The 26,240-nt window shown below is 64.0% G+C and carries 25 protein-coding genes; 9 read left to right on the top strand and 16 right to left on the bottom strand.

Translation table 11 applies throughout. The features are described 5' to 3' along the window. Nucleotides 1-13 precede the first annotated feature (13 nt). The gene (locus tag U1R88_RS04445) at nt 14-541 is read left to right on the top strand and encodes a DedA family protein (RefSeq protein WP_322430141.1); all 528 of its coding nucleotides are present in this window, start codon (nt 14-16) and stop codon (nt 539-541) included. 47 nt (nt 542-588) lie between these two features. Here the strand turns inward: U1R88_RS04445 and U1R88_RS04450 are convergent, their stop codons facing one another. The 8 genes from U1R88_RS04450 to U1R88_RS04485 all read right to left on the bottom strand — a co-directional run bounded on the left by U1R88_RS04450 (nt 589) and on the right by U1R88_RS04485 (nt 10,887). Beyond that, nucleotides 589-1,881 (bottom strand): dihydrolipoamide acetyltransferase family protein, encoded by a 1,293-nt coding sequence (locus U1R88_RS04450; protein ID WP_322430142.1) that lies wholly within the window; start codon nt 1,879-1,881, stop codon nt 589-591. 12 nt (nt 1,882-1,893) lie between these two features. Next, on the bottom strand, nt 1,894-2,907 hold the full coding sequence (locus U1R88_RS04455; protein WP_322430143.1) for an alpha-ketoacid dehydrogenase subunit beta: 1,014 nt from the start codon (nt 2,905-2,907) through the stop codon (nt 1,894-1,896). Beyond that, nucleotides 2,907-4,184 carry a thiamine pyrophosphate-dependent enzyme gene (locus U1R88_RS04460; RefSeq protein WP_322430144.1) on the bottom strand — a complete coding sequence of 426 codons (1,278 nt, stop codon included), beginning with the start codon at nt 4,182-4,184 and terminating at the stop codon, nt 2,907-2,909. The genes U1R88_RS04455 and U1R88_RS04460 overlap by 1 nt, the downstream gene beginning before the upstream one ends. 223 nt (nt 4,185-4,407) lie before the next feature. Then, nucleotides 4,408-5,556: an isovaleryl-CoA dehydrogenase gene (locus tag U1R88_RS04465; RefSeq protein ID WP_489671953.1), complete on the bottom strand. Its 1,149-nt coding sequence runs from the start codon at nt 5,554-5,556 to the stop codon at nt 4,408-4,410. Between the two features lie 39 nt (nt 5,557-5,595). Further along, the gene (locus tag U1R88_RS04470; RefSeq protein WP_322430146.1) at nt 5,596-6,504 is read right to left on the bottom strand and encodes a hydroxymethylglutaryl-CoA lyase; all 909 of its coding nucleotides are present in this window, start codon (nt 6,502-6,504) and stop codon (nt 5,596-5,598) included. Further along, complete coding sequence (locus U1R88_RS04475; protein ID WP_322430147.1) at nt 6,501-8,513, bottom strand: acetyl/propionyl/methylcrotonyl-CoA carboxylase subunit alpha; 2,013 nt, start codon at nt 8,511-8,513, stop codon at nt 6,501-6,503. Before U1R88_RS04475 ends, U1R88_RS04470 begins: the two co-directional genes overlap by 4 nt. Further along, a complete protein-coding gene (locus tag U1R88_RS04480) occupies nt 8,510-9,271 on the bottom strand; it encodes an enoyl-CoA hydratase-related protein (protein WP_322430148.1) in 762 nt (253 codons plus the stop codon). The genes U1R88_RS04475 and U1R88_RS04480 overlap by 4 nt, the downstream gene beginning before the upstream one ends. A gap of 8 nt (nt 9,272-9,279) precedes the next feature. Further along, nucleotides 9,280-10,887 carry a carboxyl transferase domain-containing protein gene (locus tag U1R88_RS04485; RefSeq protein ID WP_322430149.1) on the bottom strand — a complete coding sequence of 536 codons (1,608 nt, stop codon included), beginning with the start codon at nt 10,885-10,887 and terminating at the stop codon, nt 9,280-9,282. 377 nt (nt 10,888-11,264) lie between these two features. Between U1R88_RS04485 and U1R88_RS04490 the strand changes: the two genes are divergently transcribed. Then, the gene (locus tag U1R88_RS04490; protein ID WP_322430150.1) at nt 11,265-11,864 is read left to right on the top strand and encodes a TetR/AcrR family transcriptional regulator; all 600 of its coding nucleotides are present in this window, start codon (nt 11,265-11,267) and stop codon (nt 11,862-11,864) included. Nucleotides 11,865-12,152: 288 nt separating this feature from the next. Continuing rightward, on the top strand, nt 12,153-13,178 hold the full coding sequence (locus U1R88_RS04495; RefSeq protein WP_322430151.1) for an aldo/keto reductase: 1,026 nt from the start codon (nt 12,153-12,155) through the stop codon (nt 13,176-13,178). Between the two features lie 21 nt (nt 13,179-13,199). Here the strand turns inward: U1R88_RS04495 and recJ are convergent, their stop codons facing one another. Then, a complete protein-coding gene (gene recJ / locus U1R88_RS04500; protein ID WP_322430152.1) occupies nt 13,200-15,005 on the bottom strand; it encodes a single-stranded-DNA-specific exonuclease RecJ in 1,806 nt (601 codons plus the stop codon). A 141-nt stretch (nt 15,006-15,146) separates the two neighbouring features. Between recJ and U1R88_RS04505 the strand changes: the two genes are divergently transcribed. Then, a complete protein-coding gene (locus U1R88_RS04505; protein WP_322430153.1) occupies nt 15,147-17,045 on the top strand; it encodes a potassium transporter Kup in 1,899 nt (632 codons plus the stop codon). 76 nt (nt 17,046-17,121) lie between these two features. On the opposite strand, the gene U1R88_RS04510 is transcribed toward U1R88_RS04505, so the two are convergent. Beyond that, entirely contained in the window at nt 17,122-18,300 is a 1,179-nt protein-coding gene (locus U1R88_RS04510) for a glycosyltransferase family 61 protein (RefSeq protein WP_322430154.1), read from the bottom strand. Nucleotides 18,301-18,375: 75 nt separating this feature from the next. Between U1R88_RS04510 and rfbF the strand changes: the two genes are divergently transcribed. The 4 genes from rfbF to U1R88_RS04530 are packed head-to-tail and all read left to right on the top strand — an operon-like array spanning nt 18,376 to nt 22,007. Beyond that, the gene (gene rfbF / locus U1R88_RS04515; RefSeq protein ID WP_322430155.1) at nt 18,376-19,149 is read left to right on the top strand and encodes a glucose-1-phosphate cytidylyltransferase; all 774 of its coding nucleotides are present in this window, start codon (nt 18,376-18,378) and stop codon (nt 19,147-19,149) included. Then, nucleotides 19,146-20,225 (top strand): CDP-glucose 4,6-dehydratase, encoded by a 1,080-nt coding sequence (gene rfbG, locus U1R88_RS04520; protein WP_322430156.1) that lies wholly within the window; start codon nt 19,146-19,148, stop codon nt 20,223-20,225. Before rfbF ends, rfbG begins: the two co-directional genes overlap by 4 nt. Nucleotides 20,226-20,235: 10 nt before the next feature. After that, complete coding sequence (locus U1R88_RS04525) at nt 20,236-21,480, top strand: class I SAM-dependent methyltransferase (protein WP_322430157.1); 1,245 nt, start codon at nt 20,236-20,238, stop codon at nt 21,478-21,480. After that, nucleotides 21,477-22,007 carry a dTDP-4-dehydrorhamnose 3,5-epimerase family protein gene (locus tag U1R88_RS04530; protein WP_322430158.1) on the top strand — a complete coding sequence of 177 codons (531 nt, stop codon included), beginning with the start codon at nt 21,477-21,479 and terminating at the stop codon, nt 22,005-22,007. Before U1R88_RS04525 ends, U1R88_RS04530 begins: the two co-directional genes overlap by 4 nt. A gap of 40 nt (nt 22,008-22,047) precedes the next feature. On the opposite strand, the gene U1R88_RS04535 is transcribed toward U1R88_RS04530, so the two are convergent. Both U1R88_RS04535 and U1R88_RS04540 read right to left on the bottom strand, forming a co-directional pair. After that, nucleotides 22,048-22,545, bottom strand: coding sequence for a GNAT family N-acetyltransferase (locus U1R88_RS04535; protein WP_322430159.1), 498 nt, complete (start codon nt 22,543-22,545; stop codon nt 22,048-22,050). A 14-nt stretch (nt 22,546-22,559) separates the two neighbouring features. Then, on the bottom strand, nt 22,560-22,817 hold the full coding sequence (locus tag U1R88_RS04540) for a YjhX family toxin (protein WP_068296378.1): 258 nt from the start codon (nt 22,815-22,817) through the stop codon (nt 22,560-22,562). 362 nt (nt 22,818-23,179) lie between these two features. Between U1R88_RS04540 and U1R88_RS04545 the strand changes: the two genes are divergently transcribed. Next, nucleotides 23,180-23,392 carry a hypothetical protein gene (locus U1R88_RS04545; RefSeq protein WP_322430160.1) on the top strand — a complete coding sequence of 71 codons (213 nt, stop codon included), beginning with the start codon at nt 23,180-23,182 and terminating at the stop codon, nt 23,390-23,392. A gap of 209 nt (nt 23,393-23,601) precedes the next feature. Here the strand turns inward: U1R88_RS04545 and U1R88_RS04550 are convergent, their stop codons facing one another. The 4 genes from U1R88_RS04550 to U1R88_RS04565 all read right to left on the bottom strand — a co-directional run bounded on the left by U1R88_RS04550 (nt 23,602) and on the right by U1R88_RS04565 (nt 26,189). After that, nucleotides 23,602-24,741 carry a site-specific integrase gene (locus U1R88_RS04550; RefSeq protein WP_322430161.1) on the bottom strand — a complete coding sequence of 380 codons (1,140 nt, stop codon included), beginning with the start codon at nt 24,739-24,741 and terminating at the stop codon, nt 23,602-23,604. A gap of 441 nt (nt 24,742-25,182) precedes the next feature. Continuing rightward, nucleotides 25,183-25,266, bottom strand: coding sequence for an ATP-dependent Clp protease adaptor ClpS (locus U1R88_RS04555; protein ID WP_322430506.1), 84 nt, complete (start codon nt 25,264-25,266; stop codon nt 25,183-25,185). A gap of 15 nt (nt 25,267-25,281) precedes the next feature. Beyond that, nucleotides 25,282-25,950 carry a hypothetical protein gene (locus tag U1R88_RS04560; RefSeq protein WP_322430162.1) on the bottom strand — a complete coding sequence of 223 codons (669 nt, stop codon included), beginning with the start codon at nt 25,948-25,950 and terminating at the stop codon, nt 25,282-25,284. Continuing rightward, a complete protein-coding gene (locus U1R88_RS04565; RefSeq protein ID WP_322430163.1) occupies nt 25,947-26,189 on the bottom strand; it encodes a hypothetical protein in 243 nt (80 codons plus the stop codon). Before U1R88_RS04565 ends, U1R88_RS04560 begins: the two co-directional genes overlap by 4 nt. Nucleotides 26,190-26,240 lie beyond the last annotated feature (51 nt).

Genomic DNA, 26,240 nt, shown 5'->3' on the forward strand with positions numbered 1-26,240 from the left:
CCGCACATCTCCCATGACAATCGCTGACATCTCCCAGCCCATCATCGCTTTCGTTCGCACGCATGAGGGCTGGGGTACCCTCGTCGTGCTGCTGCTGGCCTTTGGGGAATCACTCGCTTTCGTCTCGCTGCTGCTGCCGGCAACCGTCATCTTGCTCGGCATCGGCTTCCTGATCGGCGAAAGCGGCATGTCGCTCTGGCCCTTCTGGGCGGCGGCAGCGCTGGGGGCCTTTCTGGGCGATTGGCTGTCCTATTGGATCGGCCTGAAGCTCGAGCATCGCGTGGCCCATTACTGGCCGCTCACGCGCTATCCGGACCTGCTGCCCCGCGGCCATCGCTTCTTCGAGAAATGGGGCGCGCTCGGCGTCTTCTTCGGCCGCTTCCTCGGGCCGCTCAGGGCCTCGGTGCCGCTGGTGGCCGGCATCTGCGAGATGCCGGCGCTGACCTTCCAGCTCGTGAACGCCGCATCGGCCGTGATCTGGGCATTCGGCGTGCTGGCGCCCGGCGCCCTGGGACTCAACTGGCTGCAATCGCTGTTCTGATCGGGTTCGGATGCGCTGGCATCTTCGAAACCCGGCCGGAAGAAGCGTTACACCATCAGCCGAACCGGCGCCTCCAATTCCCCCTTCACCGTCTTGATGAAAGCGGCAGCATCGAAGCCGTCGACGATGCGGTGGTCGAAGGAGGAAGACAGGTTCATCAGCTTGGCGACGACGATCTGGCCGTCTTTCACCACCGGCCGCTCCACGATCTTGTTGACGCCGACGATGGCGACCTCGGGTGGATTGATGATCGGTGTCGCCGCGATGCCGCCGAGCGCCCCAAGGCTGGACACAGTGATGGTCGAGCCGGTCAGCACCTCGCGGCTCGCCTTGCCGGCCCTGGCGAGTTCGCTGAGCTTGGCGATCTCGGCGGCAAGCTGGTGCAGCGTCAACATTTCGGCATGCCGGATCACCGGCACCACCAGGCCGCGGGGCGTCTGCGTCGCCACGCCGATATGCACGGCGTTGTAGCGGTGGATGACGGCCGCCTCGGCATCGTAGCGGGCATTGACGATGGGGTGCTGGGCGATACCGCGCACCATTGCCTTGATCAGGAAGGGCAGCAGCGTCAGCTTCGGCCAACCGACGGCTGCGGTGTTGATCTCGGCGCGCGCCGCTTCGAGGGCAGTGACGTCGATCTCCTCGACATAGGTGAAATGCGGCACACTGCGCTTGGCTTCGAGCATGCGCTCGGCGATCTGGCGGCGCAGACCGATCACCTTGATCTCCTCGATGCCGTCATCGCCGAACGCAGGCGGTGGCGGCACTGGTGGGCGGCTCAGCTGAGCCGAGGGCATAGTCTGGGGCTGGGACTGGCTGCGGGTCAGATAGTCGTCGAGATCGGCATGCTCGATCCGCCCCTCGGGCCCGCTGCCGTGGATCTTGCTGCCATCCAGCCCGAGAGCGGCCAGCCTGGCGCGTACGGCCGGAGCCGCCAGAACCTTGCCTGAGCCTGCCGGAGCAGCCGGCGGGGAGGACACGGCAGCCGGCGCCGCGGCCTGCGCCGGAGCCTGAGCAGCCTTGGCCGGCGCCTTGGAGGGCTTGGCCGGCGCTGATGCAGGGGCAGGCACTGGCTCCCCGGCAGAGGCCTCGGCTTTGCCGCCGGTATCGATCACCACCAATTCGCTGCCGATCGAGGCCATCACGCCCACTTCGGCATGGCGCGAGAGGATGCGCCCCGAAACGGGCGAGGTGATCTCCACCGTCGCCTTGTCGGTCATCACATCGACGAGCGGATCGTCCTCCTGGATCTCCTGGCCGATCTCCGCGTGCCAGGCAACGATCTCGGCCTGGGCGATGCCTTCGCCGACATCCGGCAATTTGAACACGAAATTGCTCATGATCGTCTCCGCTCAACCTGCCATCACTTTGCGCATGCCTTCTCCCACCCGTCTCGGACCGGGAAAATACTGCCACTCGAAGGTATGCGGATAGGGCGTGTCCCAACCGGTGACACGCTCGATCGGTGCCTCCAGGTGGTGGAAACAGCGCTCCTGCACCAGAGCCGACAATTCGGCGCCGAAGCCACCCGTCCGTGTCGCCTCATGCACGATCAGGCAGCGGCCGGTCTTCTTCACTGATTCCTCGATCGTCGCGATGTCGACAGGCAGGATGGTTCTGAGATCGACGATCTCGGCATCGATCCCCGTCTCCTGCGTCGCCGTGAGCGCGACATGCACCATGGTGCCATAAGCAAGAATGGTGAGTTCGCTGCCCTCCCTGATGATCGCAGCCTTGCCGAGCGGCACCTTGTAATGGCCCGCCGGCACGTCTGCCCCGGCCTGGTCGGTCCAGGGCTTGAGCGGGCGGTCGTGATGGCCGTCGAAGGGGCCGTTGTAGAGGCGCTTGGGCTCGAAGAACAACACGGGGTCATCATCCTCGACCGCACTGATTAACAGGCCCTTGGCGTCATAGGGGTTGGACGGGATCACCGTCTTGAGGCCGCAAACATGGCTGAACAGGCCTTCCGGGCTCTGGCTATGGGTCTGGCCGCCAAAAATGCCGCCGCCATAAGGCGAGCGTATGGTGATCGGCGAGGTGAACTCCCCACCCGAGCGGTAGCGCAGGCGCGCCGCTTCCGAGACGATCTGGTCGAAGCCGGGATAGATGTAGTCGGCGAACTGGCATTCGACGATCGGCCTGAGCCCATAGGCGCCCATGCCGATGGCGACGGCGATCAGGCCGCCTTCGGCGATCGGGGCATCGAAAACGCGCTGCGAACTGTAGCGCTGCTGCAGGCCGTCGGTGCAGCGGAACACACCGCCGAAGAAGCCGACATCCTCGCCGAAAACAAGCACGTTGGGATCGTTCTTGAGCAGGACGTCCATGGCCGAATTGAGGGCCTGCACCATGTTCATGGCCGGCATTATTCGCCCTCCTTCTTCTTAGTGGCGGCTTCCTTGGCAGCTTCGAAGCGGGTGAGCTCGTCCAATTGTTCCTTGAGATGCCAGGGCATCTCCTTGAACACGTCCTCGAACATGGTCTCGTTGCCGTGGTGCGGGCCATCGCTGAGAATGCCATGGCGCTGGGCTTCGGCGTTGGCGGCCTTGACCTCGGCTTGCAGTTCCTTGGCCTGCGCCTGGTGGCGCTCCTCGCTCCATTCGCCCAGGCCGATGAGATGGCGCTTCAGGCGCTCGACCGGATCGCCGAAGGGCCAGTATTTCTCCTCGTCACCGGGACGGTAGCGGCCGGGATCGTCGCTGGTGGAATGGGCGGCGACCCGATAGGTGAAGAGTTCGATCAGGGTCGGGCCATGATTGGAGCGGGCACGCTCGGCGGCCCAGCGCGTCACGGCATAGACGGCAAGCAGGTCGTTGCCGTCGACCCGGATGCCGGGCATACCGAAGCCGATGGCACGCGAGGCGAATGTCGCCTCCTCGCCGCCAGCGACGCCCTGGCTGGAAGAAATCGCCCACTGGTTGTTGACGAGATTGATCAGCACGGGCGCGTGATAGACCGAGGCGAACACCATGCCGTGATGGAAATCACCCTCGGCGGAGGAACCGTCGCCGATCCAGGCGGCGGCGATGCGGCGGTCGCGCTTATAGGCCGAAGCCATGGCCCAGCCGACGGCCTGCGGCACCTGGGTGGCGAGATTGCCGGAGATGGAGAAGAAGCCTGCCTCCTTGGCCGAATAGAGCACCGGCAATTGCCGCCCCTTCAGCCGGTCTTGCCCGTTGGAATAGATCTGGGACATCATGTCGGTGAGCGGCCATCCACGCGCCACCAGCAGGCCCTGCTGGCGATAGGTCGGGAAGCACATGTCGCCGGCTTCGAGCGCCAGCGCCTGGCCGACCGCCACCGCCTCTTCGCCTGTGCACTTCATGTAGAAGGAAGTCTTGCCCTGGCGCTGGGCCTTGAACATCTGGTCGTCGAAATAGCGCGTCAGCATCATGGCGCGCAGGGCTTTGCGCAACATGTCGGCATCGAGCTTGGGGTCCCAGGGGCCGACCGCCTTGCCCTCGTCGTCGAGCACCCGTACCAGGCCGAAGGCAAGGTCCCGGGTTTCGGACGCGACGGCAGTCACGGGCGGGCGCTGGGCCTCGCCCGCTCCCGGCAGGTTGAGATAGCTGAAATCAGGCGTATCGCCCGGCCGGAAGCGGGCTTCCGGGATGTGCAGACTGAGCGTGGTCTTCTTGGTCATCGAACGGGCGCTCCCAGGACGTCTGGAGCAAAGCGCGTTCAGGCATGAACGCTTGTTTGCCCCAGCTCTTTGTTTCGACGCGTCTTTGCGCTTCGACGTGAGGACGTCTCATCGCAAAACGCTTTGGCTGTCCGGCTAGCTTGAGGTTGCGTCTGGTCGGGTCAAAAGGGGAATGGGGCTCGATCCGATGATCGAACCCCACTCGATGGTGTTTCCAGCAGCGTCAGCTCGTCTCGCGAAAGATCTCGCGGCCGATCAGCATGCGCCGGATCTCGGAGGTGCCGGCGCCGATCTCGTAGAGCTTGGCGTCACGAAGAAGGCGTCCGGCCGGGAAATCGTTGATATAGCCGTTGCCGCCCAGGGCCTGGATGGCCTCGAGCGCGACCTTGGTGGCATTCTCGGCCGAATAGAGAATGCAGCCGGCTGCGTCCTTGCGGGCGACCTCGCCGCGGTCGCAAGCCGAGGCGACGGCATAGGTATAGGCCCGCGAGGCATTGAAGATCGTGTACATGTCCGCGAGCTTGCCCTGCATCAGCTGGAAGGTGCCGATCGCCTCGCCGAACTGCTTTCGCTCATGCACATAGGGCACCACCAGATCGAGGGCCGCAGCCATCAGCCCGAGCGGACCGCCCGCCAGCACCACGCGCTCGAAATCGAGGCCGGACATCAGGATACGCACGCCGTCGCCGGCCTTGCCAAGCAGGTTGGCGGCGGGCACGAAACAATCCTCGAACACCAGTTCGCAGGTGCTCGAGCCACGCATGCCGAGCTTGTCGAGCTTGGGCGAGGTGCGGAAGCCGGCAAGCCCGCGCTCGACGATGAAGGTGGAAATACCCTTCGGACCTGCAGTGGGGTCGGTCTTGGCATAGACCACCAGCACATCGGCATCGGGGCCGTTGGTGATCCACATCTTGGTGCCGTTGAGGACATAGCCGCCGTCCCGGGCCTCGGCCCGGAGGCTCATCGATACCACGTCAGAGCCGGATCCGGCCTCCGACATCGCCAGCGAGCCGACATGCTCGCCCGAAATCAGCTTGGGCAGATAGCGCTGCTTCTGCTCGGGAGTGGCATGGCGGGTGAGTTGGTTGACGCAGAGATTGGAATGGGCGCCATAGGAAAGCGCCACGGCACCCGAGGCCCGGCTGATTTCCTCCATGGCGATGCAATGGGCGAGATAACCCATGCCCGAGCCGCCATAGTCGGCCTCCGCAGTGATGCCGAGCAGGCCGAGGGCGCCGAGTTCGGGCCACAGGTCGCGCGGAAAGGCATTGTCGCGATCGATGGCGGCGGCGCGCGGCGCGATCTTTTCCGCTGCGAAACGCTGCACCATGCGGCGCAATTCCTCGATGTCCCCACCGAGATTGAAGTTCAGGCCGCCATCATACATGAGCCCTCTCCCTGACATTTCATGTTATTTTATCTTGGCCGCTAGAGCCTGCCCCGTGCGCGAGCGTGGGGCCGAGCCGAGCGCCGCACAGACCGCCCTGCCCGCTGCCGCCACCCTGTCGAGATCGACCCCGGTTTCGACGCCGAGGCCGTCAAGCATGTAAACGAGATCCTCGGTTGCCAGGTTTCCGCTCGCCCCCGGCGCATAGGGGCAGCCGCCGAGACCCGCCACCGAAGCGTCCACCACGACGACGCCGAGTTCCAGGCAGGCCAGGACATTGGCGAGCGCCTGGCCATAGGTGTCGTGGAAATGCACGGCAGTGCGCCGGATGCCGATCTCGCCGGCCACCGACGCCGTCATCGCGCGTGCCGCGTCGGGCGTTCCCACGCCGATGGTGTCGCCGAGAGAGATTTCCTCGCACCCCATCGCGGCCAGCGCCGTCGCCACCGAAACCACGGTGGAGACAGGGACGCGCCCTTCATAGGGACAGCCAAGCACGCAGCTGACATAGCCGCGCACCTTCAGGCCCTTGGCCCGGGCCTCGGTCACGATCGGCCTGTACTCGGCGAGGCTCTCTTCGATGCTGCGGTTGATGTTGCGGCGGCTGAAGCTCTCGGAGGCCGCGGCGAACACGGCGATATACTTGGCCTTGGCCGCAAGCGCATCGGCAAAACCGCGGGCATTGGGCACCAGCACGGGCAGATGCACCTGTCCCGCCAAGGAGGATAGCCCGGCCAGCACTTCGGCGGTCTCAGCCATCTGCGGCAGGTTCCTGGGCGAGACGAAGCTGCCGGCTTCTACCGTGCGCAACCCGGCCGCAGCCAGATCACGGACCAAGGCGATGCGGGTCTCGACCGGCAGCACCCTGCTCTCGTTCTGGAGGCCGTCCCGGGGGCCGACCTCGAAAATCTCGACGCGCCCGGCACGACTCATGGCTCGACCTCCAGCACCACCAGTTCGGCGCCGGCGACGACCTGATCGCCGACGGCGACATCGACAACCTTGACGACGCCCGTGCGCGGGGCAGAGACGGTGTGCTCCATCTTCATGGCTTCGATCACCACCAAGGGCTGCCCCTTCTCGACCGTCTCTCCCGCAACGGCATTGACCGACAGCACAAGGCCGGGCATGGGCGACAGGATGCGGCCTGCCCCATCACTTTCGACACCACGCGGCTTGCGGGGATCATGCACGACGAAAGCGTAGGATCGGCCATCCACGAACAAGGTCAGCGTTTCGCCGAACAAGGCAGCGCGGGCCTTCAGCACTCCCTCGCCGATCCGCAGCCTTGCCGTTCCGTCGGCCTCGAGGCTGCCCTCGACATTGACGAGCCGATCGCCGAGGCGCAGTTCATATCCCCCTGCCCGCCAAACCGCGTCGACACCGATCAGCGCTTCGCCCCAGGCCAGATCCAGCTTGCGCCGAGCCGAGCCGGACAGGCGCCAGCCGCCAGTCTCGCCCCACGGTGAATGGGGATCGGCCGGATCGGCAGCCTTGGCCTGGCGCTCGGCGGCCCCCAGGGCCACGAAGGCCGCCGCTGCAACCACCTCGTCTGACGGATGCGGGGCCGATGCCAGAAGATCGGCCTGATGGTGCTCGATGAAACGCGTGTCGACCCCGCTCTCGGCGAAGGCCGGATGACGAATGATGGCGGCAAGGAAATCCCTGTTGGTATGGGGTCCCACCACCTCGACGGTATCGAGCCCACCCCCGAGGCGGGCGATGGCTTCGACACGGTCGGCGCCAACGGCGATCACCTTGGCGAGCAGGGAATCGTAATGCATCGAGATGGTGTCGCCGCTGCGAAAACCGCTGTCGACGCGAATACCGGGAAGCTGATCGGGGAGTACGAGATGCTCGATCCTGCCGATGCTCGGCAGGAAGCCGCCGGCCGGATCCTCGGCGCACAGGCGCGCCTCCAGGGCATGCCCCGTGCAGGCGATCGCCTCCTGCGCCAACGGCAGCGGCGCGCCGCCCGCCACCCGCAACTGCCAGGACACGAGATCGAGGCCGGTGACTGCTTCCGTCACCGGATGCTCGACCTGAAGCCTCGTATTCATCTCCATGAAATAGAAATGGTCGTCGGCAACCAGAAACTCAACGGTGCCGGCGCCGACATAATCGACCGATTGCGCACAGGTGATCGCCGCCTGATGCAGGCCGGCCCGCAACGCCGGTGGCAGGTCCGGCGCCGGTGCTTCCTCGATCACCTTCTGGTGGCGACGCTGCACGGAACAGTCGCGGTCGAACAGATGCACCGTGTTGCCGTGGTGGTCGGCGAAGACCTGCACTTCGACATGGCGCGCGGTCTGGAGATAGCGCTCGATCACCATGCGATCGTCGCCAAAGGACGAGCGCGCTTCGCGCTGGGCGGCCAGCAGGGCAGCTGGCATGTCCTCGACCCGCCTCACGATATGCATGCCCTTGCCGCCGCCGCCCGCCGAGGGTTTCAACAACACCGGAAAGCCGATCGCCTCCGCCGCCGCGACCAGCGTATCGACGCCCTGGTCCTCGCCCTCATAGCCCGACAGCACCGGCACGCCAGCTGCCGCCATGCGGGAACGCGCCTGAGCCTTGTCGCCCATGGCCAGGATGGTCTCGGCCGACGGCCCGACGAAAGTGATATCAGCGGCGGCGCAGGCCCGGGCGAACTCGGCATTCTCGGCCAGGAAACCATAGCCGGGGTGAATGGCATCGGCACCGCTGGCCTTGGCAGCAGCAATCAGCTTTTCAATCGACAGATAACTTTCGCGCGACGGTGCAGGGCCGATGCGCAGCGCCCGGTCCGCTAGCGACACGGCGAGACTGTCGGCATCGGCATCTGAATAGACGGCGACCGTACGGATACCCATGGCGCGGGCCGTGCGGATGATGCGTACGGCAATCTCGCCGCGATTGGCGATCAGGAGCACGCGAATGGGTCTGGGCTGAGGAGCGGTCATGACATCCATCCCGGCTTGCGCTTGGCGAAGAAAGCGGCGAGCCCCTCGCGCGCTTCGATCGATGAGCGGATCGAGGCGATGCGTCGGGCGCTCTCCTCGATGCGCTCGGCCGTGATCGGGCCGGCCATGTCGACCGCCAGTTTCTTTGCGGCAGCGATGGCCTCCGGACCACCGGCGAGGATGTCCGAGAGACAGCGTTGCACCGCCTCGTCCAGCGTTTCTGGCGCCGCTATTTCATGGACCAGCCCGTATCTCAGCGCGTCCTCGGACGAAAAGCGCTCGGCGGTGAGGAAAAGGCGGCGCGCGGCGCGCTGGCCGATCGCCCTGACGACATAGGGGCTGATCGCACCGGGAATGAGGCCGAGGCGCACCTCACTGAAGGAAAACCGCGCCTGCGGCACGGCAATGGCGATGTCGCAGCAAGCGACCAGGCCCACGGCGCCGCCGAAGGCCGCGCCCTGTACCCTTGCGAGTGTCGGCTTGGGGCAGGTATCGACCACGCGCATAAGTTCGGCAAGCTGGCGCGCATCGGCGAGATTGTCCTCCGGCGAGGCATCGGCGGCACGCCGCATCCAGGCGAGATCCGCCCCGGCCGAGAAGGCCTTGCCCTCTGCCCGCAGCAGGACCGCACGCACGCCTGCGTCGGTGCCCGCCTCGGAAAAAGCCCGCGTCAGTTCGGCGATGAGCCCTTCATCGAAGGCATTCAGCACCTCTGGACGGTCCAGCGTCAGGATCGCGACCGCTCCGTCCCGCTCCACGCGCAAACTCACATCCGGAACACGCCGAAGCGTGTCTCCCTGGTCGGAGCATTGCGCGACGCCGACAGCGCCAGCGCCAGGACCATGCGCGTTTCCGCCGGATCGATGATACCGTCGTCCCACAGCCGCGCCGTCGAGTAATAGGGGTTGCCCTGTTCCTCATACTGGGCGCGGATCGGTGCCTTGAAGGCTTCCTCAGCCTCCGCGTCGATTTTGGACTCATCGGTCCCGGCCGCATCCCGCCGCACCTGCGCCAGCACATTGGCGGCTTGCTCGCCCCCCATCACGGAGATTCGGGCATTGGGCCACATCCACAGGAAGCGCGGATCATAGGCGCGGCCGCACATGGCGTAATTGCCGGCACCGAAGCTGTTGCCGATCACCACGGTGAATTTCGGCACGTTCGCCGCCGCGACGGCCGCCACCAGCTTGGCGCCGTCCTTGGCGATACCGCCCGCCTCATACTCGCGGCCGACCATGAAACCGGTGATGTTTTGCAGGAAGAGCAAGGGAATGCCGCGCTGGCAGGCCAATTCGATGAAATGGGCGCCCTTGAGCGCCGATTCGGAGAAGAGAATGCCGTTATTGGCGATGATGCCGACGGGATAACCCCAGATCCGAGCGAAGCCAGTGACCAGCGTATTGCCGAAATCGGCCTTGAACTCGTCGAATTCGGAACCATCGACCAGCCTCGCAATGATCTGCCTGACGTCATAGGGCTTGCGCGGATCGGCCGAGACGATGCCGTAGATCTCCCTGGGATCGTAGAGTGGCGGCTTCGGCACCTCGATTTCGCCGGTATCGTCCTTGCGGCGATTGAGATTGCCGACGATTTCCCTGGCGATGCCGAGGGCATGGGCATCGTTTTCGGCGGCATAGTCGGCCACGCCCGAAGTTCGGGTGTGGGTATCGGTGCCGCCCAGTACCTCTGCACTCACCGTCTCGCCCGTGGCGGCCTTCACCAACGGCGGACCACCGAGGAAGATGGTGGCCTGGTTACGCACCATCACCACCTGGTCGGCCATAGCCGGCACATAGGCCCCGCCCGCGGTGGAACTGCCCATCACCACGGCGATCTGCGGGATGCCGGCCGCCGACAGGCGTGCCTGGTTGAAGAAGATGCGGCCGAAATGCTCGCGATCGGGAAAGACCTCATCCTGCTTGGGCAGGAAGGCCCCGCCGGAATCGACCAGATAGACGCAAGGCAGATGGTTCTCGGCGGCGATAGCCTGCGCCCGCAGATGTTTCTTCACCGTCATCGGGAAGTAGGTGCCGCCCTTCACCGTGGCGTCGTTGGCGACGATCATGCATTCGCGGCCCGAGATACGGCCGATGCCGGTGATCAGCCCGGCCGCCGGCACTTCGTCGCGATAGAGGCCGAAGGCAGCCAGTTGGGACAGCTCCAGGAAGGGAGCTCCGGCGTCGAGAAGCAATTCGATGCGGTCGCGCGGCAGCAATTTGCCGCGCTTGAGATGTTTTTCTCGAGCGGATACGGAACCGCCGCCACCGGCGTGCTGATTGCGCTCCCTCAGTTCAGCGGCGAGCGCTGCCAGCGCATCATGATTGCGCTGAAACGTCTCCGACCGCCGATCGATTGTACTCCCTATGATCGGCATGCAGACCGCCTTGCCTGTTGCAAGCCGCTTGCGATGCGGCCTTGATTGGATCATAAACGAACGAACGTTTGTTTCTATAATCGGGAGCGGATTTCTCCGCAAGCGGAATAGGGCCTGTCTTCAGCTATGGTTTGGAGTTTGATGAGGTCAAAAATGGTTGAATGGGAGGAGCTAGCGCTGCAAAGACTGCTGTCTTGGCAAGCGAAGCAACGCTGCAGGCGACCATTTTTGACCTCCCCCTTCTGGGGCGGGGCGATTTTGGCCGATGAGTGCGTCGTTCTTCGTAGCAAGCCGAAAGGCTTGCGTCCTCGAACTCCTCCTTCTCGGCCAAAATCGCTCCCGTCAAACCAAAACCATAGCTGAAGACAGGCCCTAATATGGCACGCAGGGTGGGAGCAGATGGCAGCAAGACAGCGGAGGCGATCCGCGCCGCGGGCCTGCGTCTGATCTTCGAGCATGGCTATGAAGGCATGAGCCTGCGGGATCTCGCCCAGGTCGTCGGCATCCAGCCGGGCTCGCTGTACAATCACATCACCACCAAGCAGGCCCTGCTGTTCGATTTCCTGGTCGAACACATGACGCGGTTGACCGAAGCCCTCGACGCCGCATTGGCCGGCATCGAGTGTCCCCTCGCCCGTCTCGACACCTTCATCGAGTTCCATCTGCGCTACCATCTGACCCGGCGGATGGAAGTCTTCGTCAACAATTCGGAACTGCGCAGCCTGGAGCCTCAGAACAGGGCTGTCGTGACCGGCCTGCGCCGCGACTATGAACGGCGCCTGGAACAGATCCTGGCCGAGGGGACCAGGAGCGGTGCTCTGGCGGTGCCGGATGTGACCGTCGCCACCTTCGCGATCATCGCCCAACTTACCGGCGTGGTCGGCTGGTACGATCCCAAGGGACGTCTCGGCGAGGACGAGATCATCGCCATCCATCGGCATCTCGTCGTGAAGGGCCTCCTGCCGCGCCTCCCCTAGAGCAAAGCGCGTTCACGCGCAAACGCTTGTTTGCTCTAACTCTTTGTTCCGACGCGTCTTTGCGATTCTCTGTGATTCCGAGAAATCACAAACACTTTAGTCTGGAGATTTTTTCTTCATCAAAGGCTGGCCTTTGCCCGCGGTCGGAATATCATCTGACAATTGGCTTCACTCCTGAGTTCGTTGTCGGGGTGCCAATCGAATTTCGTTTCAATACCAGCATATGTTTCGAATGCCGGCGATCGAGATCGTCGCGAGCCGGCTTCGTTCCGTAAATGAGGAAACTCCATGGAATATCGTCAGTTAGGCGGCTCGGGCTTCAAGGTACCCGCGCTTAGCCTGGGAACCGGCACGTTCGGCGGCGGCGGTGATTTCTTCAAAGCCTGGGGCTCGACCGATGCGGAAGGCGCGCGGCGCCTGCTCGACATCTGCATCGACGCCGGCGTCACCATGTTCGACAGCGCCGATATCTATTCGTCAGGCCTCGCCGAGGAGATTCTCGGCAAGGCCATCGCCGGGCGCCGCGATCGGGTGATCATCTCAACCAAGGCGACCTTCCGCTCCGGCCCCGGGCCGAACGATGTCGGCTCTTCCCGTTTCCATCTCACCGACGCCGTCGACAAGGCGTTGAAGAGGCTCGGCACCGACTATATCGACCTGTTCCAATTGCACGGCTTCGACGCGCTCACACCGGTGGAGGAAGTGCTGCAGACCTTCGACGACCTGATCCGTGCCGGAAAGATCCGCTATATCGGCGTCTCCAACTTCTCCGGCTGGCATCTGGCGAAGTCCCTGGCGGCGTCGGACCGTCAGGGCCTGCCGCGCTATGTCGCCCACCAGGCCTATTATTCGCTCGTCGGCCGCGACTATGAATGGGAGCTGATGCCGCTCGGTCTCGACCAGAAGGTCGGCGCCGTGGTGTGGAGCCCGCTCGGCTGGGGACGCCTGACCGGAAAGCTGCGTCGTGGCGTGCCATTGCCGGAGCGTAGCCGCCTGCACCAGACCGCCGCCGATGGTCCGCCGGTTGCCGATGAACTGCTCTATCGTGTCGTCGATGCGATCGACGCCATCGCCGGCGAAACCGGCAAGAGCGTACCCCAGATCGCCCTCAACTGGCTGCTGCAGCGCCCCAGTGTTGCCAGCGTGATCATCGGCGCACGCGACGAGGCGCAATTGCACGAAAATCTCGGTGCCGTCGGCTGGTCGCTGACGCCGGAGCAAATCGCTCGTCTGGACGAAGCCAGCACCGTCACCCTGCCCTATCCCTATTGGCACCAGCGTGGTTTCGCCGAACGCAATCCGCCACCGGTGTGAACAGACAGAACCGCTCTCCGGTCAGGTAATGGCGGGGGCAGCGTCGATCACGCGCAATTGCACGCGTTCACGCCCGCCATAGCGGTCGACACTCAAGGTGCCGGCGACATGTACCGCCTTGCCGCGATGGCCGACGAGGCCATCGCCCAAGGGCTGCCCGACCGAGCGGAAGGCGATAGCGTCGAGCATCGCGCCGTCATGCGCCTTAAGGCGCAGACGCAGATGCGCTTCCCCGACCGTATCGACGAAAGCGAGCTGGTGGCCCGGCAGCGCCAGCACGGGCTCGGGATTGCCCTGGCCGAACGGGCCGGCCTTTTCGAGCATCTCGATCAGGCCGGTGGTCGCGCCGCCAGCTGCGAGTGCGCCATCGATCTCCAGGGCTGCGTCTGCCCGTGCCGTCTCGACGGCGGATGCGAGTTCCGCCTCCAGATAGGCCCGGAAAGCGCCGAGCTGGTCCTGGCCCAGAGTGATGCCAGCGGCCATGGCATGGCCACCGCCCTTGACGATGAGACCGCGCTCCACCGCCTGCCTTACGGCCTTGCCCAGATCCACGCCCCCGATCGAGCGCCCGGATCCCGTGCCGACGCCATCCTTGTTGAAGGCAACAGCAAAGGCGGGACGTCCGAAGCGCTCCTTGAGACGGGCGGCTACCAGGCCCACGACACCCGGGTGCCAATTTCGCGAGGCCGTCACCACTGTCGCGCCCGTCTCCTCGAGGCCAAGGGCCGCGACCGCCTCGGCCAGCGCTTCCTCCAGCATGATAGCCTCGACCGTCTGGCGCTCCCGGTTGAGCCGGTCCAATGTCGCGGCGATCGAAGCCGCCTCCTCGCCGTCTTCTGTCATCAACAGCCTTGCCCCGAGTGCGGCATCGCCGATGCGCCCACCTGCATTGATGCGCGGGCCGAGCAGGAAGCCGAGATGATAGGGACGTGGCGGCCCGTCCAGGCGGGCCATGTCCATCAGCGCGCGCAGGCCGGCACGCTGGCGCTGGCGCATGACGGCGAGGCCTCGCGCCACGAAGGCCCGGTTAAGTCCTTTCAGCGGCACTACATCGGCCACCGTCCCCAGGGCGACCAGGTCGAGGCGTGCCATCAGGTCCGGCTCGGGGTGCTCCCGCCACCAGCCGCGCTTGCGCAGGCTTCGACTGGCGGCGACGAGAAGCATGAAGGTGACGCCACAGGCACACAGATGCCCCTGCCCTGAAAGATCGTCCAGACGATTGGGATTGACCACCGCCACCGCCGGCGGCAGCGCTTCGCCGGCCTGGTGATGGTCCACGACCAGCGTCTCGAAACCGAGCTCAGCTGCCTTACCGAGGACGTCGACGCTCGTCGTGCCGCAATCCACCGTCACCAGCAGGCTGGCGCCTTCGGTCCGCAGCAGTCGAATCGCCTCCTCGTTCGGACCGTAGCCTTCATAGATACGATCGGGAATGTGGATCCGGGCCGGCACGCCGACCTCGCGCAGCCACCCCGCAAGCAATGCGGAGGAAGTGGCGCCGTCGACGTCATAGTCGCCGAAAATGGCAATGCTCTCACGCGCCACCACGGCATCGGCCAGCCGCTCCGCCGCCTTGTCCATGTCGGTCAGGCGCGAGGGATCGGGCATATAGTGGCGCAGGGTAGGAGCCAGATAGGCGTCGGTCTCCTCGGCCGTCACGCCTCTGCCAGCAAGGATGCGCGCCAGCAGGTCGGGCTGGCCGGAGCGCTGGGCCAGGGTCATGGCCTGCATCTGCCCCTGCGCATCCAGCCTTTCCCGCCAGGCCTTGCCGGTGAAAGAGGATTGCACGCCGAGAAAATAACGAGAGAGGGAAGCGGATGACTGCATGCGCGGACCATATCGGCGAAGCCATGGCCCAAGCCAGCGGAAATGCTTTGAAGACACCGCATAACACCTTCGGCATCCTTGACCGCGTGCGACAATCTGCCATCAATCGCAGAATTCCCGAAGGTTCACGGGGCGATGGTGATGACGACTGCGGCGGGCGCTAACGGATCTCGTTTTTCACCTGGACTGGCCCTGGCGGCGCTCGGCGTCGTCTATGGAGACATCGGCACCAGCCCGCTCTATGCCTTCGCACAGGCCATCGGCGCCAGCGGCGATGGCGGCGCGAGCCAGGCCTGGATCGTGACCGGTGTCGTCTCGGTAATCTTCTGGGCCCTGATCCTGATCGTATCCCTGAAATATGCCATCCTGATCCTGCGCGCCGACAACAAGGGCGAAGGCGGCATCGTCGCCCTCCTCGCCATTCTGGGCGGCAGCGGCCGCCGCGAAGGCCGTCACCATGTCGTCTTCCTGATCATCGGCCTGGTCGGTGCGGCGCTGCTCTATGGCGACGGCGCCATCACGCCAGCCATCTCGGTGCTCAGCGCCATCGAAGGACTGGAAGTCGCCACGCCCTCTCTGGCCCATATCGTGGTGCCCCTGACCGTCGCGATCCTTCTGGTCCTGTTCATGGTCCAGCGCTACGGCACCGGCATGATCGGCCGTTTCTTCGGCCCGGTCATGCTGGCCTGGTTCGTCCTCATCGGGCTGCTGGGCCTGGCAAGCATCGTGCGCAATCCTGCCATCCTCGCCGCCCTCAACCCGTTCGTGGCCCTGCATTTCCTGGTGACGGCCAATCCGGCCGTCAGTTTTGCCATCCTGGGGGCGGCCTTCCTTGCCGTCACCGGCGGCGAGGCGATGTATGCCGATATGGGGCATTTCGGCCGAAACCCCATCCGCCTGGCCTGGTTCACGATCGCCCTCCCCGCCCTGGTCCTCAATTATTTCGGCCAGGGCGCCCTGCTGCTCGGCAATCCCACCGCCGCCTCCAATCCGTTCTACAATCTGGTGCCCGACTGGCTGCATTTCCCGGTCATCATTTTTGCGACGGCAGCCACCGTCATCGCCAGCCAGGCCATCATATCGGGAGCATTTTCGCTGGCGCGCCAGTCCATACAACTTGGTCTGCTTCCGCGGCTCACCATCAAGCAGACCGACAACCAGGAATTCGGCCAGATCTACGTTCCCCTGGTCAACTGGCTGCTGTGCATCGCCACGCTGGGCGCCGTGCTCGGCTTCGGCTCGTCTGCCGCGCTGGCGGGTGCCTATGGCGTCGCGGTTTCCCTGCTGATGGCGATCACCACGCTGCTGGCGGCGTTGGTGGCCCGGCACTGGGGATACAATCTCTTCCTCGTCATCCTGGTCAATGGTGCCTTCTTCGCCGTTGACCTGATCTTCGTCTCCGCCAATGGCGTCAAGCTCTTCGAGGGCGGCTGGTACCCGCTGCTGTTGGCCATCTTCGTCGCCATGCTGATGCTGACCTGGCGCCGCGGCCAGATCCTGGCCGAACAGGCCCGTAAGCATCTGCGCGTGGAGGAGACGACCTTCTTTGCGGCGATGAAAACCCAGCGTCCCGTCAGGCTGCCGGGCACGGCCGCCTTCCTGAGTTCGGCCGCCATCGGCATGCCCCTTTCGCTGAGCATTTTCCTGCGCCACACCCAGGCCATTCCCGAACGCGTACTGCTGGTCACCGTGCAGGGGGCGGAGATCCCTCGCGTCAACGACGGGGACCGCGTGACGGTGACCTCGCTTCGGCCCGGTTTCGAGCGCATCGTCCTGCGCTTCGGTTTCATGGAGGAACCAGACGTGCTCAAGGGCATGCGGCTGGCCATCTCGCAAGGCCTGATCTCGGGCTTCGACCTTGCCGAGATCTCCTTCTATATCGGCAGCGAGACGATCATCCCCTCCAAGAGGATTGCGGGCATGGCCTTCTGGCGCGAGGTGCTCTACGCCATGCTCCAACGCAATGCCGAGCGCTCGGCCTCCTATTTCCGCATCCCGGCGCCGCAGGTGGTGCAGTTCGGAACTGAGATCGAGATCTGAACGGGCTCAGGAGCCGATCGGTCCCTTGAACACGAAGAAGGCACCGGCACAGATCAGGCCGAGGCCGGTGGAATTTTCAGGAAGGAGCAGAAAGTTTCTCGAGCTTGTCGCGCAGCAGATCTTCATTCAGCACGAAGGCCTGATCGTAGTCGCCCGGCTCGCCGATGAGCCAGCTATAGTCGAGGCCAAGCCGCTTGCTGAGCCATAGATAGGTGCTCTTGGTGAAATTCTCGGGAAAAAGCTCGATGACTTGCGTTCCGGGGCGGCAGAACGCCAGATTGCCGAGCCCGGCGCCATGCACGCCGACAACCACCTCGGCCTGGGAGAACAGCCGAACCTGTTCGGCATGATTGTCGCCTTTGGCCTCGAAACGCTCGAAACCATGGCCTTTTGCAATCTCCCAGAGCGCCTCTTCATTGAGCAGGCGCCGGATCTTGCTGCCTCCCCGCGAAAAGAAGATGCGCCGGCCGCCGCCGGGCTCCACCCGGTAATGTGCCCGGAAGAGTTCTGCCAACCGCCATACCGGAGCGGCATCGGCAAAGCTCCATTCGGCATTGCCGGCATCGAAGGAAAGCCATAGCGCCTCCTCGACCGCCACTTTGGCGTCGTCCGGCATGGCGACCACGCGCACGCCCGGATAGGCCTGCTCGAGCAAGGCACAGCCGAGATTCAGGCTTTCCAGGCGGGAAGGCGGCAGCAGCAGGGTGAGCGGCATGCCCTCGGGGTGAAAGCGCTCGAGATAATCGATCACCGGCACCAGATCTTCAAAAAGCGCGTGGTAGTAGTTGTCCGTGCGGGCGAGCAGATGACAACGCCCGGAAAGGGCGGGCAGGACCCGGAGCCGCTTGGCCCTGGCGAAATTCCAATTTACCCATTTCACATCGCGTATCACCACGCCCTGCTGGCGAGGTGCGAAAATGCGGCTGACATGGCCGAGCAGCTCGGCCGGCTTCACCGTCACAGCCAGCTCTTGCACCGGAACCGTGACGCCGCCCGTCCACTCGCGCGCCAATGTGTCATAGGACCAGCACCGGTCCCGCACGAAGGTGCTTTCCTCCGGCGTGAACGACGTCGCCATCTCGGTTTTGCGATCCTCGATGACCAGTGCCGCGGCGATCCCGGGATCGACCCCGCGCGGATAGAACGAAAAACGCCGCCGCAGTAGGCCAATCCGGCCAATGGTCGCCCGCGCCAGCAGCCAACGCCAGTAGCGGATATTGAAGCGCTTTCGAAATCCGGATTTGACGCGGGCCATTTCTGCCGTTTGATTGCCATTGAACAGCCAAGCGGCTATAGCCGCGCCACCACCCTCTGTCTATCGGATCAGACCTTGAAAGCAATCATTCTCGCCGGCGGCATGGGCACGCGCATTTCCGAAGAATCGCATCTGCGTCCCAAACCGATGATCGAGATCGGAGGCCGGCCGATCCTCTGGCACATCATGAAGATCTACAGCCATTACGGCATCAACGATTTCGTGATCTGCCTGGGCTACAAGGGCTATATGATCAAGGAGTATTTCTCCAACTACTTCCTGCACAATGCAGATGTGACGATCGACGCCGAGAAGAACGAAGTCATCTATCACAACCAGAAGGCCGAGCCCTGGCGGGTCACCATGGTGGATACCGGCGAGACCAGCATGACGGGCGGCCGGCTCAAGCGGGTCGCGCCCTTCCTGGCGCCGGGCGAACCCTTCTGCTTCACCTATGGTGACGGCGTCGCCGATGTCGACATCGGCGCCCTCATCGCCTTCCACAAGAAGCACGGCAAGCGCGCCACGCTGACCGGCGTGATCCCCCCCGGCCGTTACGGCTCCCTGTCGCTGGAGGGCGACAAGGTCACCCGCTTCATCGAAAAGCCGCCCGGCGACAACGCGCTGATCAATGGCGGTTTCTTCGTGCTGGAACCGAGCGTGGTCGATCTGATCGAGACGGACCAGACCTCCTGGGAAGGTGCGCCGCTCGAGGCCCTCGCCGCCTCCGGCGACCTGATGGCCTACCGGCATGGCGGCTTCTGGCAACCCATGGATACCCTGCGCGACAAGAACCATCTCGAGCAATTATGGGCACAGGGCAAGGCCCCCTGGAAGGTCTGGCCGTGAGCGAGGCACTCGCCGCAGGCGCATTGCCTTCACCCGGCTTCTGGCGGGGCAAGAAGGTGCTTCTCACCGGCCATACCGGCTTCAAGGGGAGCTGGATGGCCCTGTGGCTGCATCGGCTGGGAGCCGAGGTCACCGGTTTTGCGCTGCCGCCGGCCGCCGACCAGCCGCTGTTCGCCGCAGCCGGCGTGAAAGAAGCTGTCCACTCCATTCTCGGCGACCTGCGCGACACCGACGCCGTGCGTCGCGCCGTGGATGCGGCGCAACCGCAGATCGTGCTGCATCTCGCCGCCCAGGCCCTGGTGCGTCGCTCGCTCGCCGAACCGATCGAGACCTTCGGTTCCAATGTGATGGGCACCGTCCATCTGCTCGATGCCCTGCGCTCCCGCCCCGGCCTTGCCTGTATCCTCGCGGTGACCTCGGACAAGGTCTATCTCAACCAGGAAGAGGGAGCGGCCTTCCGGGAGGACGACAAGCTCGGTGGTAAAGACCCCTATTCCGCATCCAAGGCGGCGGCCGAGATCGTCACCTATGCCTATGCGCGCTCCTATTTCGACAAGGCTGGGGTGCCGGTTGCCACTGCACGTGGCGGCAACGTCATCGGCGGCGGCGACCATTCCGCAGACAGGCTGGTTCCCGATATCGTACGCGCCGTGCGCAGCGGAAAGCCGCTGGAACTGCGCCATCCCGAGGCCGTCAGGCCCTGGCAGCATGTGTTGGACTGCGTGAACGGCTACCTCGTCTATGCCGAGCGGCTGGCCACCGTCCCGGACACACCGCGCTCGCTCAATTTCGGCCCGGATCCCTCCCGGCCCCTGCCCGTTTCGGCCGTGGCCGATGCCGTCTTCCAGGCCCTCGACCGCAAGCCGGACTGGCTGCACAAGCCGGTGCCCGGCTCCATCGAGATGAAGGCCCTGACCGTCAATTCGGAACTCGCCCGCCAACTGCTCGGCTGGCAGGACCGCCTCGCCGGGCCGTCCAGCCTGGAATGGACGGCGCAATGGTATGCTGCCGAGGCCATCGGGCAGGACATGCATGCCTACACCCTCGACCAGATTTCCCGTTTCTCGACGCTCTGAGACCGCTGCCATGACCGCTGCCACGACGACGCTTCCCCATTGCCGGTTCTGCGCCACGCCGCTGACGACCACTTTGTGCGATCTCGGCTCGATGCCGCTCGCCAATGACTATCGCCTGCCCGACGACAGCAATCCCGAGCGCAGCTTCCCGCTGCATGCCCGCGTCTGCCCGAGCTGTCTGCTGGTCCAGGTCGACGATTCCGTGCCGCCGGACGCCATCTTCTCCGACTATGCCTATTTCTCTTCCTATTCGGACAGTTGGGTCGCGCATGCCAAGCGCTATGCTGACGCGATGATCGAGCGCTTCGGGCTCGGCGCCAACTCCCTGGTGGTCGAGATCGCCTCCAATGACGGCTATCTGCTCCAGCATTTCAAGGCTGCAGGCGTGCCGGTGCTCGGTGTCGAACCGGCTGCCAACGTCGCCGAGACGGCCCGGGCCAAGGGTATCGATACCGAGGTCGCTTTCTTCGGTGTCGAAACCGCCAGGCGCCTCGTCGGCCAGGGCAAGCGCGCCGACCTCATGGCTGCCAACAACGTGCTCGCCCATGTCCCCGACATCAGCGATTTCGTCGGCGGCTTCGCCACCTTGCTGAAGCCCGAAGGTGTCGTCACTTTCGAATTCCCGCATGTACTCAATCTGATCGAGAAGGTGCAGTTCGACACCATCTATCACGAGCACTTTTCCTACCTCTCGCTGGTGACGGTGGAGAAGGTGTTCGCCGCCGTGGGCCTCAAGGCAATCGATGTGGAGGAACTGCCGACGCATGGCGGCTCGTTGCGCCTGTTCGCGGCTCCGATTGCTTCCAGCCACCGGCCCTCGGCGCGGCTCGATGCGCTGCGCGCTAAGGAGCATACCGCCGGTCTCGACGCGCTGGCAGGCTATGAAGGCTTTGCCGCCAAGGTCGCCGAGGTCAAGCGCGGCTTCCTTGCCTTCCTGGCCGAGGCAAAGGCGGCCGGCAAGACCATCGCCGCCTATGGCGCCGCAGCCAAGGGCAACACCTTCCTGAATTTCTGCGGTGTCGGCCCTGCCGATATCGTGGCGGTCTTCGACCGCTCGCTGGCCAAGCAGGGCCGCCTGCTGCCCGGCAGCCAGATCCCGATTCTCTCACCCGACAAGATCAGCGAGATTGCGCCGGACTATCTCGTCATCCTGCCCTGGAACATCGCCGAGGAAGTGATGGAGCAGACGCGCCCCCTGATGCCATCGGGCAGTTCCTTCGTGACGGCAGTGCCCAGCATCAGGCTCACGCCGTGATCTTCAGCGAAACGCGGATCCCTGGCTGCTTCCTGATCAAGCCGGAACCGCGGCGTGATGATCGCGGCTTTTTCGCCCGCACCTATTGCCCGGACGAGTTCGCCGCGGCCGGCATCACCTTCGCGCCTGTGCAGACCAATCTTTCGCGCAACGACAAGGCCTTCACGCTGCGTGGCATGCATTTTCAGGACCCGCCTCATGCCGAGGCCAAGCTCGTCCAGGTGGCACGGGGCGCGATCCATGATGTCGTGGTCGACCTCAGACCGGACAGCCCGGCTTTTCGCCAATGGATCGGTGCGGATCTGAGCGCCGACAACCTTCATCAGCTCTATATTCCCGAAGGCTGCGCTCACGGCTTCCTGACGCTCGAAGCAGGGACGGACGTCTTGTACGGCATGGGCCGCAAATATGTTCCCGGCCACGCTCGCGGCTATCGCTATGACGATCCTGCCTTCTCTATCGAATGGCCCCGCCCACCCGCAGTGATCGCGCCGGCGGACGAAGCCTGGCCCTCTTTCGGAGCTTGAAAGGCCGTCCGCCACGCCTCAATCGCAGCGGACGGGTCCACTATTTCGCGTCGAAAGCCGGGTGGTAGGCCACGTTTCCGTGCGGCGTCTCGGCCCCGAAGGGCAGGCACTGGAAATAGACCTGCGGCAGGCCGGGAAAGCAAAGCTGCTCTTCGTTCTTGAAGCCGAAGCGGCCGTAATAGGCAGGATTGCCCACCACGACGCAGCCATCTGCCTTTTGCCGGCGAAGATGGGCCAGGCCTGCCTCGATCAGCGCCCGGCCAATACCACCCTTCTGGCGATCCGGCCGCACCGATACGGGCCCCAGCCCATACCACTGCCGGAAAGCGCCCTCGATGGTGACGGGCGAGAAGGCGGCATGACCGACAACCTCGCCGTCTTCTTCCGCCACCAGGGACAAAGTCAAGGCTCCGGCCGCCCGCAAGGCGTCGACGATCGCCGCCTCCGTCTGGCTGCTGTACGGCTTACCTTCGAAGGCCGCCTTGGTAATCGCGCGGATGGTATCGATGTCATCGGCACGTTCTGGTCGGATCTGCATGGTTTTTCCCCTATTCAGCGATTATCGGCCTGCGCGCGCACGCTCTCCCGCCCCTTGCGCGAAATACGGTAGGGACCGGAGGCGTGGGATTCGATCAGCCGTTTGCGGTGGAGTTTGCCGAATGTCTCCAGCGTGCAATCGGCCAGACGATGGCCGTCGCGGGTGAAACAGTCGACATGGTGGATGCGGCCACTATCGCCGCGGTGATGACGGATATGCCCGCCCTGGGCCAGCACGTGCAGCACACGCTGCTCGCCCCGTGAGATATTCATGATGGTGGAGCCTGTCGCAGAAACCATGACAAGCATCGCCCGCGCACGCGCCCGATCCGGCCGCAGTGCCTCGCAATGCTTTCTCATGTCTCGTCAAATCGAGACGGTCAGCGGTTTCCCACAAGCTCTGACATAAAACCTTCCGCTCAAATCAGCAGGCCGTAATCGCTTAGTTCGGCATCGGTCCGATGTCAATCCGACCCGGCCACGCGCGATCCTCCCAACCCAACAGGACATAGAGACGCCGTGCATCGATTTCGACAAGTGACGCCCGGCCGGCGAGTGCCTGAAACGACCTCGCCGTGGAACCCCGCGCCTCGCTGCGCATTTCATTGATGAATGCACTATTCAGGACGACTCGAATGACCCAGTTCATCATCATGAAACGCCGCGGCGCTCACGTCGAACCATTGCCGGATGCACCGATTTTCGATGATCTCATCGAGGCGGAGATTTGGGCGGCCACCTATCTGGAAGGCGACCCGGCCTTGTTCGACAAGGGCCTGGACTCGATCGAGGTACACCGGCAGGAACAACGGCTGGTACCGCGCCAGTTAGCATCAGGCAGGCGCTGAGCGCGCGCTACACACAAATCGACGATTCTGAATATTCAATGAATGGTGGGCGGTGACGGGCTCGAACCGCCGACCCTCTCGGTGTAAACGGCGAGGCCTCCCCTTTTAGGCCATGATTTCCGCTTCAGAGCGTCGAAATCACCCCGATTCGTGCATGTTCGTCGCCGGGGTTTATGGTGCATTTCTGGTGCGGGGTCCACCCCCAGCGATCAATACGACCCCACTGCGTCCACGACATCGCGAAGGAAGTCGGGATGGTGGTGCCCATAGACGTCACGAACGATCTTCTCTGAGGTGCCGAGCGCGCCGGCGACGAGCGGGATCGGCTGGCCGCTCTGCATCGCCCAGGTCGCGAAGGTGTGCCGGAGAACGTGCGGCGTCACATCGTCGGACAGGCCAGCTCTCAGCACCGCCGAAGCCCATGAGCGCTTGATGCTCGCAACAGGTGCGCCCTCGAACTCGATGACGTGCGTGGTGCTGTGCCGCTTCCAACGCTTGAGGTGCGGCAGCAGCCGGCTGCTGATGGGAACTGGCGTCTGCCTCTTGTTGGTCTGCGCCTGGCGCTGCGACTTCCGGTAGATGAGCCGGCGTTCGAGATCGACGCGGCCGCTCACCGTATTTGGCAGCCATTGCAGGCCGAGCGTCGCGCTTTTGCGGGTACCAGTATAGAGCGCGCAGAGAATGAAGCGGGCAAGGTGGCGGCTCATGTATTTGAGCTCCTGCCAATTCCTCTCCCTCATGTTCGGCGGCTTTGTCTGGCCCCAGCACGGCTTCCACGCCGCCCAAAGCAGGCGGGCGGCTTCGTTCCTAGTCAGCCAGCGATCGACGGCATCTGCCTTATCGGGGAGATGGACGACCGGCACGCGGTTGAGCTTGTTCTCGCCGACTGCATACCCAAGTGCGGACCGGAGATCCTCAAGCTCGCGGCGAGCCGTCTGGTCGCTGATCCGCGGGGCCTTCTCCGGATCCTTGTAGCGACTATCCGGCTGGGCCGTTCGCCACTTCACATATTCCTTGCAAGTGTTCTTCGTGATCTGGGCAACCGTCATCCCGGCCCAGAACTCGCCGAGGGTCTCGACCGACCCGAGAATGACATCGGGCCGCTCGACAGTTGGTGCATGCTCATTGGCATAGAGTGTCAGGGCATCGACGATGCTTACTTCAGACGGATCACCGCCGCCGAAGTCCGGTTGGTGTTTTTCGGCGAGGTAGTCTTTGAGCTTTCTCTCAGCCGCTGCACGGTCCGGCTTAGCGCAGCCAGTTCCTCGCTCCTTTTGTCCGTCCCTGATGAACCAGAGGCCACGGTTTTCACGGAAGACGAGGCGGGCGCCTTTTGTCGGACGAGGCATGACTCTCTCATTCTCTTGATCGCACCGAGCGTCGTGTACTCGCGATTTGCCACACGCTCGACAGCGAGAGTCCCCCGATCCCGCTCTTTGCGCAAGCCGCTCACCGACATTGATCCATCGGGATATGCGAGTTGTGCAGCGATATGAAGCTGCAGCGGTGTGTCGTCGTTGATCAGCGACGGGTCCGGGAGACGGGGAGAGCGCGTCATGCTGCTCCTCCGAACCCAGAACGGACCACTATTCCACGCCTTTCTTTTCCCGGAGAGAGAGTAAATACCGCCGACATGCATCCGTTGCTGGCCGACCTATTGCAAGCGACAGTTGTTCTGATGTGGGATGAACTTGACCCAAATTGGACTTCAACAAAACTAAATGCATACCCAAAACTTTCTTTCCATGATTGAGCACCGCAGCGTGCGGTTAATGCTGAAGACATTAGGCTCACAGTTCTCCCACGCCATTGTGGTGAACATGCAGCATGATGTGGGTGGCACCGTCGCGGTCCTTGTTGAAGAAGCGCTGCAGACGCTGAGATTTCGGTCATACCGCCTCCTTCAGCGCGTCGATATTCTGCGTATGCACGGCAAAGGTCAGCGCTACCACCCAGGGGTTTGCCTCCCAGGAGCCGGGGCCGTTGATGTATTCCCAAAGATCACGGAAGGCGTCGCGCGCAGACCCGTAGGTCTCAATGATTGCGGCAGCAACATCGCCATCGGACGCGCCGGGCCAATCCAATCTTTCAGCGCTGCGATGGAAGGAGATGATCCCCTCATCCCATGCATCCACCTCGCTGATGTCCCGCAACCGCTCGACCTTGACGCCAGTCACGGTCAGCGTGAGGCGGCTGGCCCAGCGGGGCATGTGGATCGAAGGCAGTGTCGGTCGGCGCCATGACCACACCATGTTGCCGAGATCCGGCGGAACGGCGTGGTCAGCCGCATAGCTGATCCATCGCATGCCCTGATCGTTGTGGTCCGCAGCCAATGCCTCCCGCACCCACAGGCAGTCACCGACGCGCCAGGAGTAGGCATCATCGCGCCACTTCTGATTGCCGGGGTCGAGCACGTAGCTATCCGACCAGGTGCCGTCGAACAGGTTCGGCCTATTCGGGTTATGCCGTGGCTTGATGATGCGGCGCGTTTGCGTCTTCGTGCCGGCGAGTAGGGCGCCGACCATCGGCGCAGACATGAGAATCGGGCGATCGGTCATTTGGTGCCCCTTTCCGCTCTCGATACGGTCATGCCGAAGGGGGTGACCTCGTAATGGACTGCGAACCCTCGGCGCCAGGGCTTTGGTGCCGCTTCACGCCACAAGCCTGCGGCGATCATTTTTTTTGCTGTATGGACGCCCGTTCCCACTTGCCCGACGGCGAACGTGTCGCCGCGTGCCGTGCATACCTTAGCCTTTTCGTGGTAGCGCCACTGTGCGGGCGAGAGAGCGATTTCCATTAAATACCCCCTGCCGCTTCGACGGCACTCCCGTTGAACCTGTCGATAAGC

Origin of the sequence: Labrys sedimenti (genome assembly GCF_034424805.1) — a bacterium.
GTDB lineage: Bacteria > Pseudomonadota > Alphaproteobacteria > Rhizobiales > Labraceae > Labrys > Labrys sedimenti.

Coding starts and splice junctions, on each gene's coding strand:
- U1R88_RS04475 (WP_322430147.1), bottom strand. CDS start 8,513: ATGACCGCTCCTCAGCCCAGACCCATTCGCGTGCTCCTGATCGCCAAT.
- U1R88_RS04455 (WP_322430143.1), bottom strand. CDS start 2,907: ATGCCGGCCATGAACATGGTGCAGGCCCTCAATTCGGCCATGGACGTC.
- U1R88_RS04545 (WP_322430160.1), top strand. CDS start 23,180: ATGACCCAGTTCATCATCATGAAACGCCGCGGCGCTCACGTCGAACCA.
- U1R88_RS04460 (WP_322430144.1), bottom strand. CDS start 4,184: ATGACCAAGAAGACCACGCTCAGTCTGCACATCCCGGAAGCCCGCTTC.
- U1R88_RS04510 (WP_322430154.1), bottom strand. CDS start 18,300: ATGGCCCGCGTCAAATCCGGATTTCGAAAGCGCTTCAATATCCGCTAC.
- U1R88_RS04525 (WP_322430157.1), top strand. CDS start 20,236: ATGACCGCTGCCACGACGACGCTTCCCCATTGCCGGTTCTGCGCCACG.
- U1R88_RS04450 (WP_322430142.1), bottom strand. CDS start 1,881: ATGAGCAATTTCGTGTTCAAATTGCCGGATGTCGGCGAAGGCATCGCC.
- U1R88_RS04535 (WP_322430159.1), bottom strand. CDS start 22,545: ATGCAGATCCGACCAGAACGTGCCGATGACATCGATACCATCCGCGCG.
- U1R88_RS04490 (WP_322430150.1), top strand. CDS start 11,265: ATGGCACGCAGGGTGGGAGCAGATGGCAGCAAGACAGCGGAGGCGATC.
- recJ (WP_322430152.1), bottom strand. CDS start 15,005: ATGCAGTCATCCGCTTCCCTCTCTCGTTATTTTCTCGGCGTGCAATCC.
- U1R88_RS04550 (WP_322430161.1), bottom strand. CDS start 24,741: ATGCCTCGTCCGACAAAAGGCGCCCGCCTCGTCTTCCGTGAAAACCGT.
- U1R88_RS04445 (WP_322430141.1), top strand. CDS start 14: ATGACAATCGCTGACATCTCCCAGCCCATCATCGCTTTCGTTCGCACG.
- U1R88_RS04495 (WP_322430151.1), top strand. CDS start 12,153: ATGGAATATCGTCAGTTAGGCGGCTCGGGCTTCAAGGTACCCGCGCTT.
- U1R88_RS04565 (WP_322430163.1), bottom strand. CDS start 26,189: ATGGAAATCGCTCTCTCGCCCGCACAGTGGCGCTACCACGAAAAGGCT.
- U1R88_RS04470 (WP_322430146.1), bottom strand. CDS start 6,504: ATGAGTCGTGCCGGGCGCGTCGAGATTTTCGAGGTCGGCCCCCGGGAC.
- U1R88_RS04540 (WP_068296378.1), bottom strand. CDS start 22,817: ATGAATATCTCACGGGGCGAGCAGCGTGTGCTGCACGTGCTGGCCCAG.
- U1R88_RS04485 (WP_322430149.1), bottom strand. CDS start 10,887: ATGCCGATCATAGGGAGTACAATCGATCGGCGGTCGGAGACGTTTCAG.
- U1R88_RS04505 (WP_322430153.1), top strand. CDS start 15,147: ATGACGACTGCGGCGGGCGCTAACGGATCTCGTTTTTCACCTGGACTG.
- U1R88_RS04560 (WP_322430162.1), bottom strand. CDS start 25,950: ATGACCGATCGCCCGATTCTCATGTCTGCGCCGATGGTCGGCGCCCTA.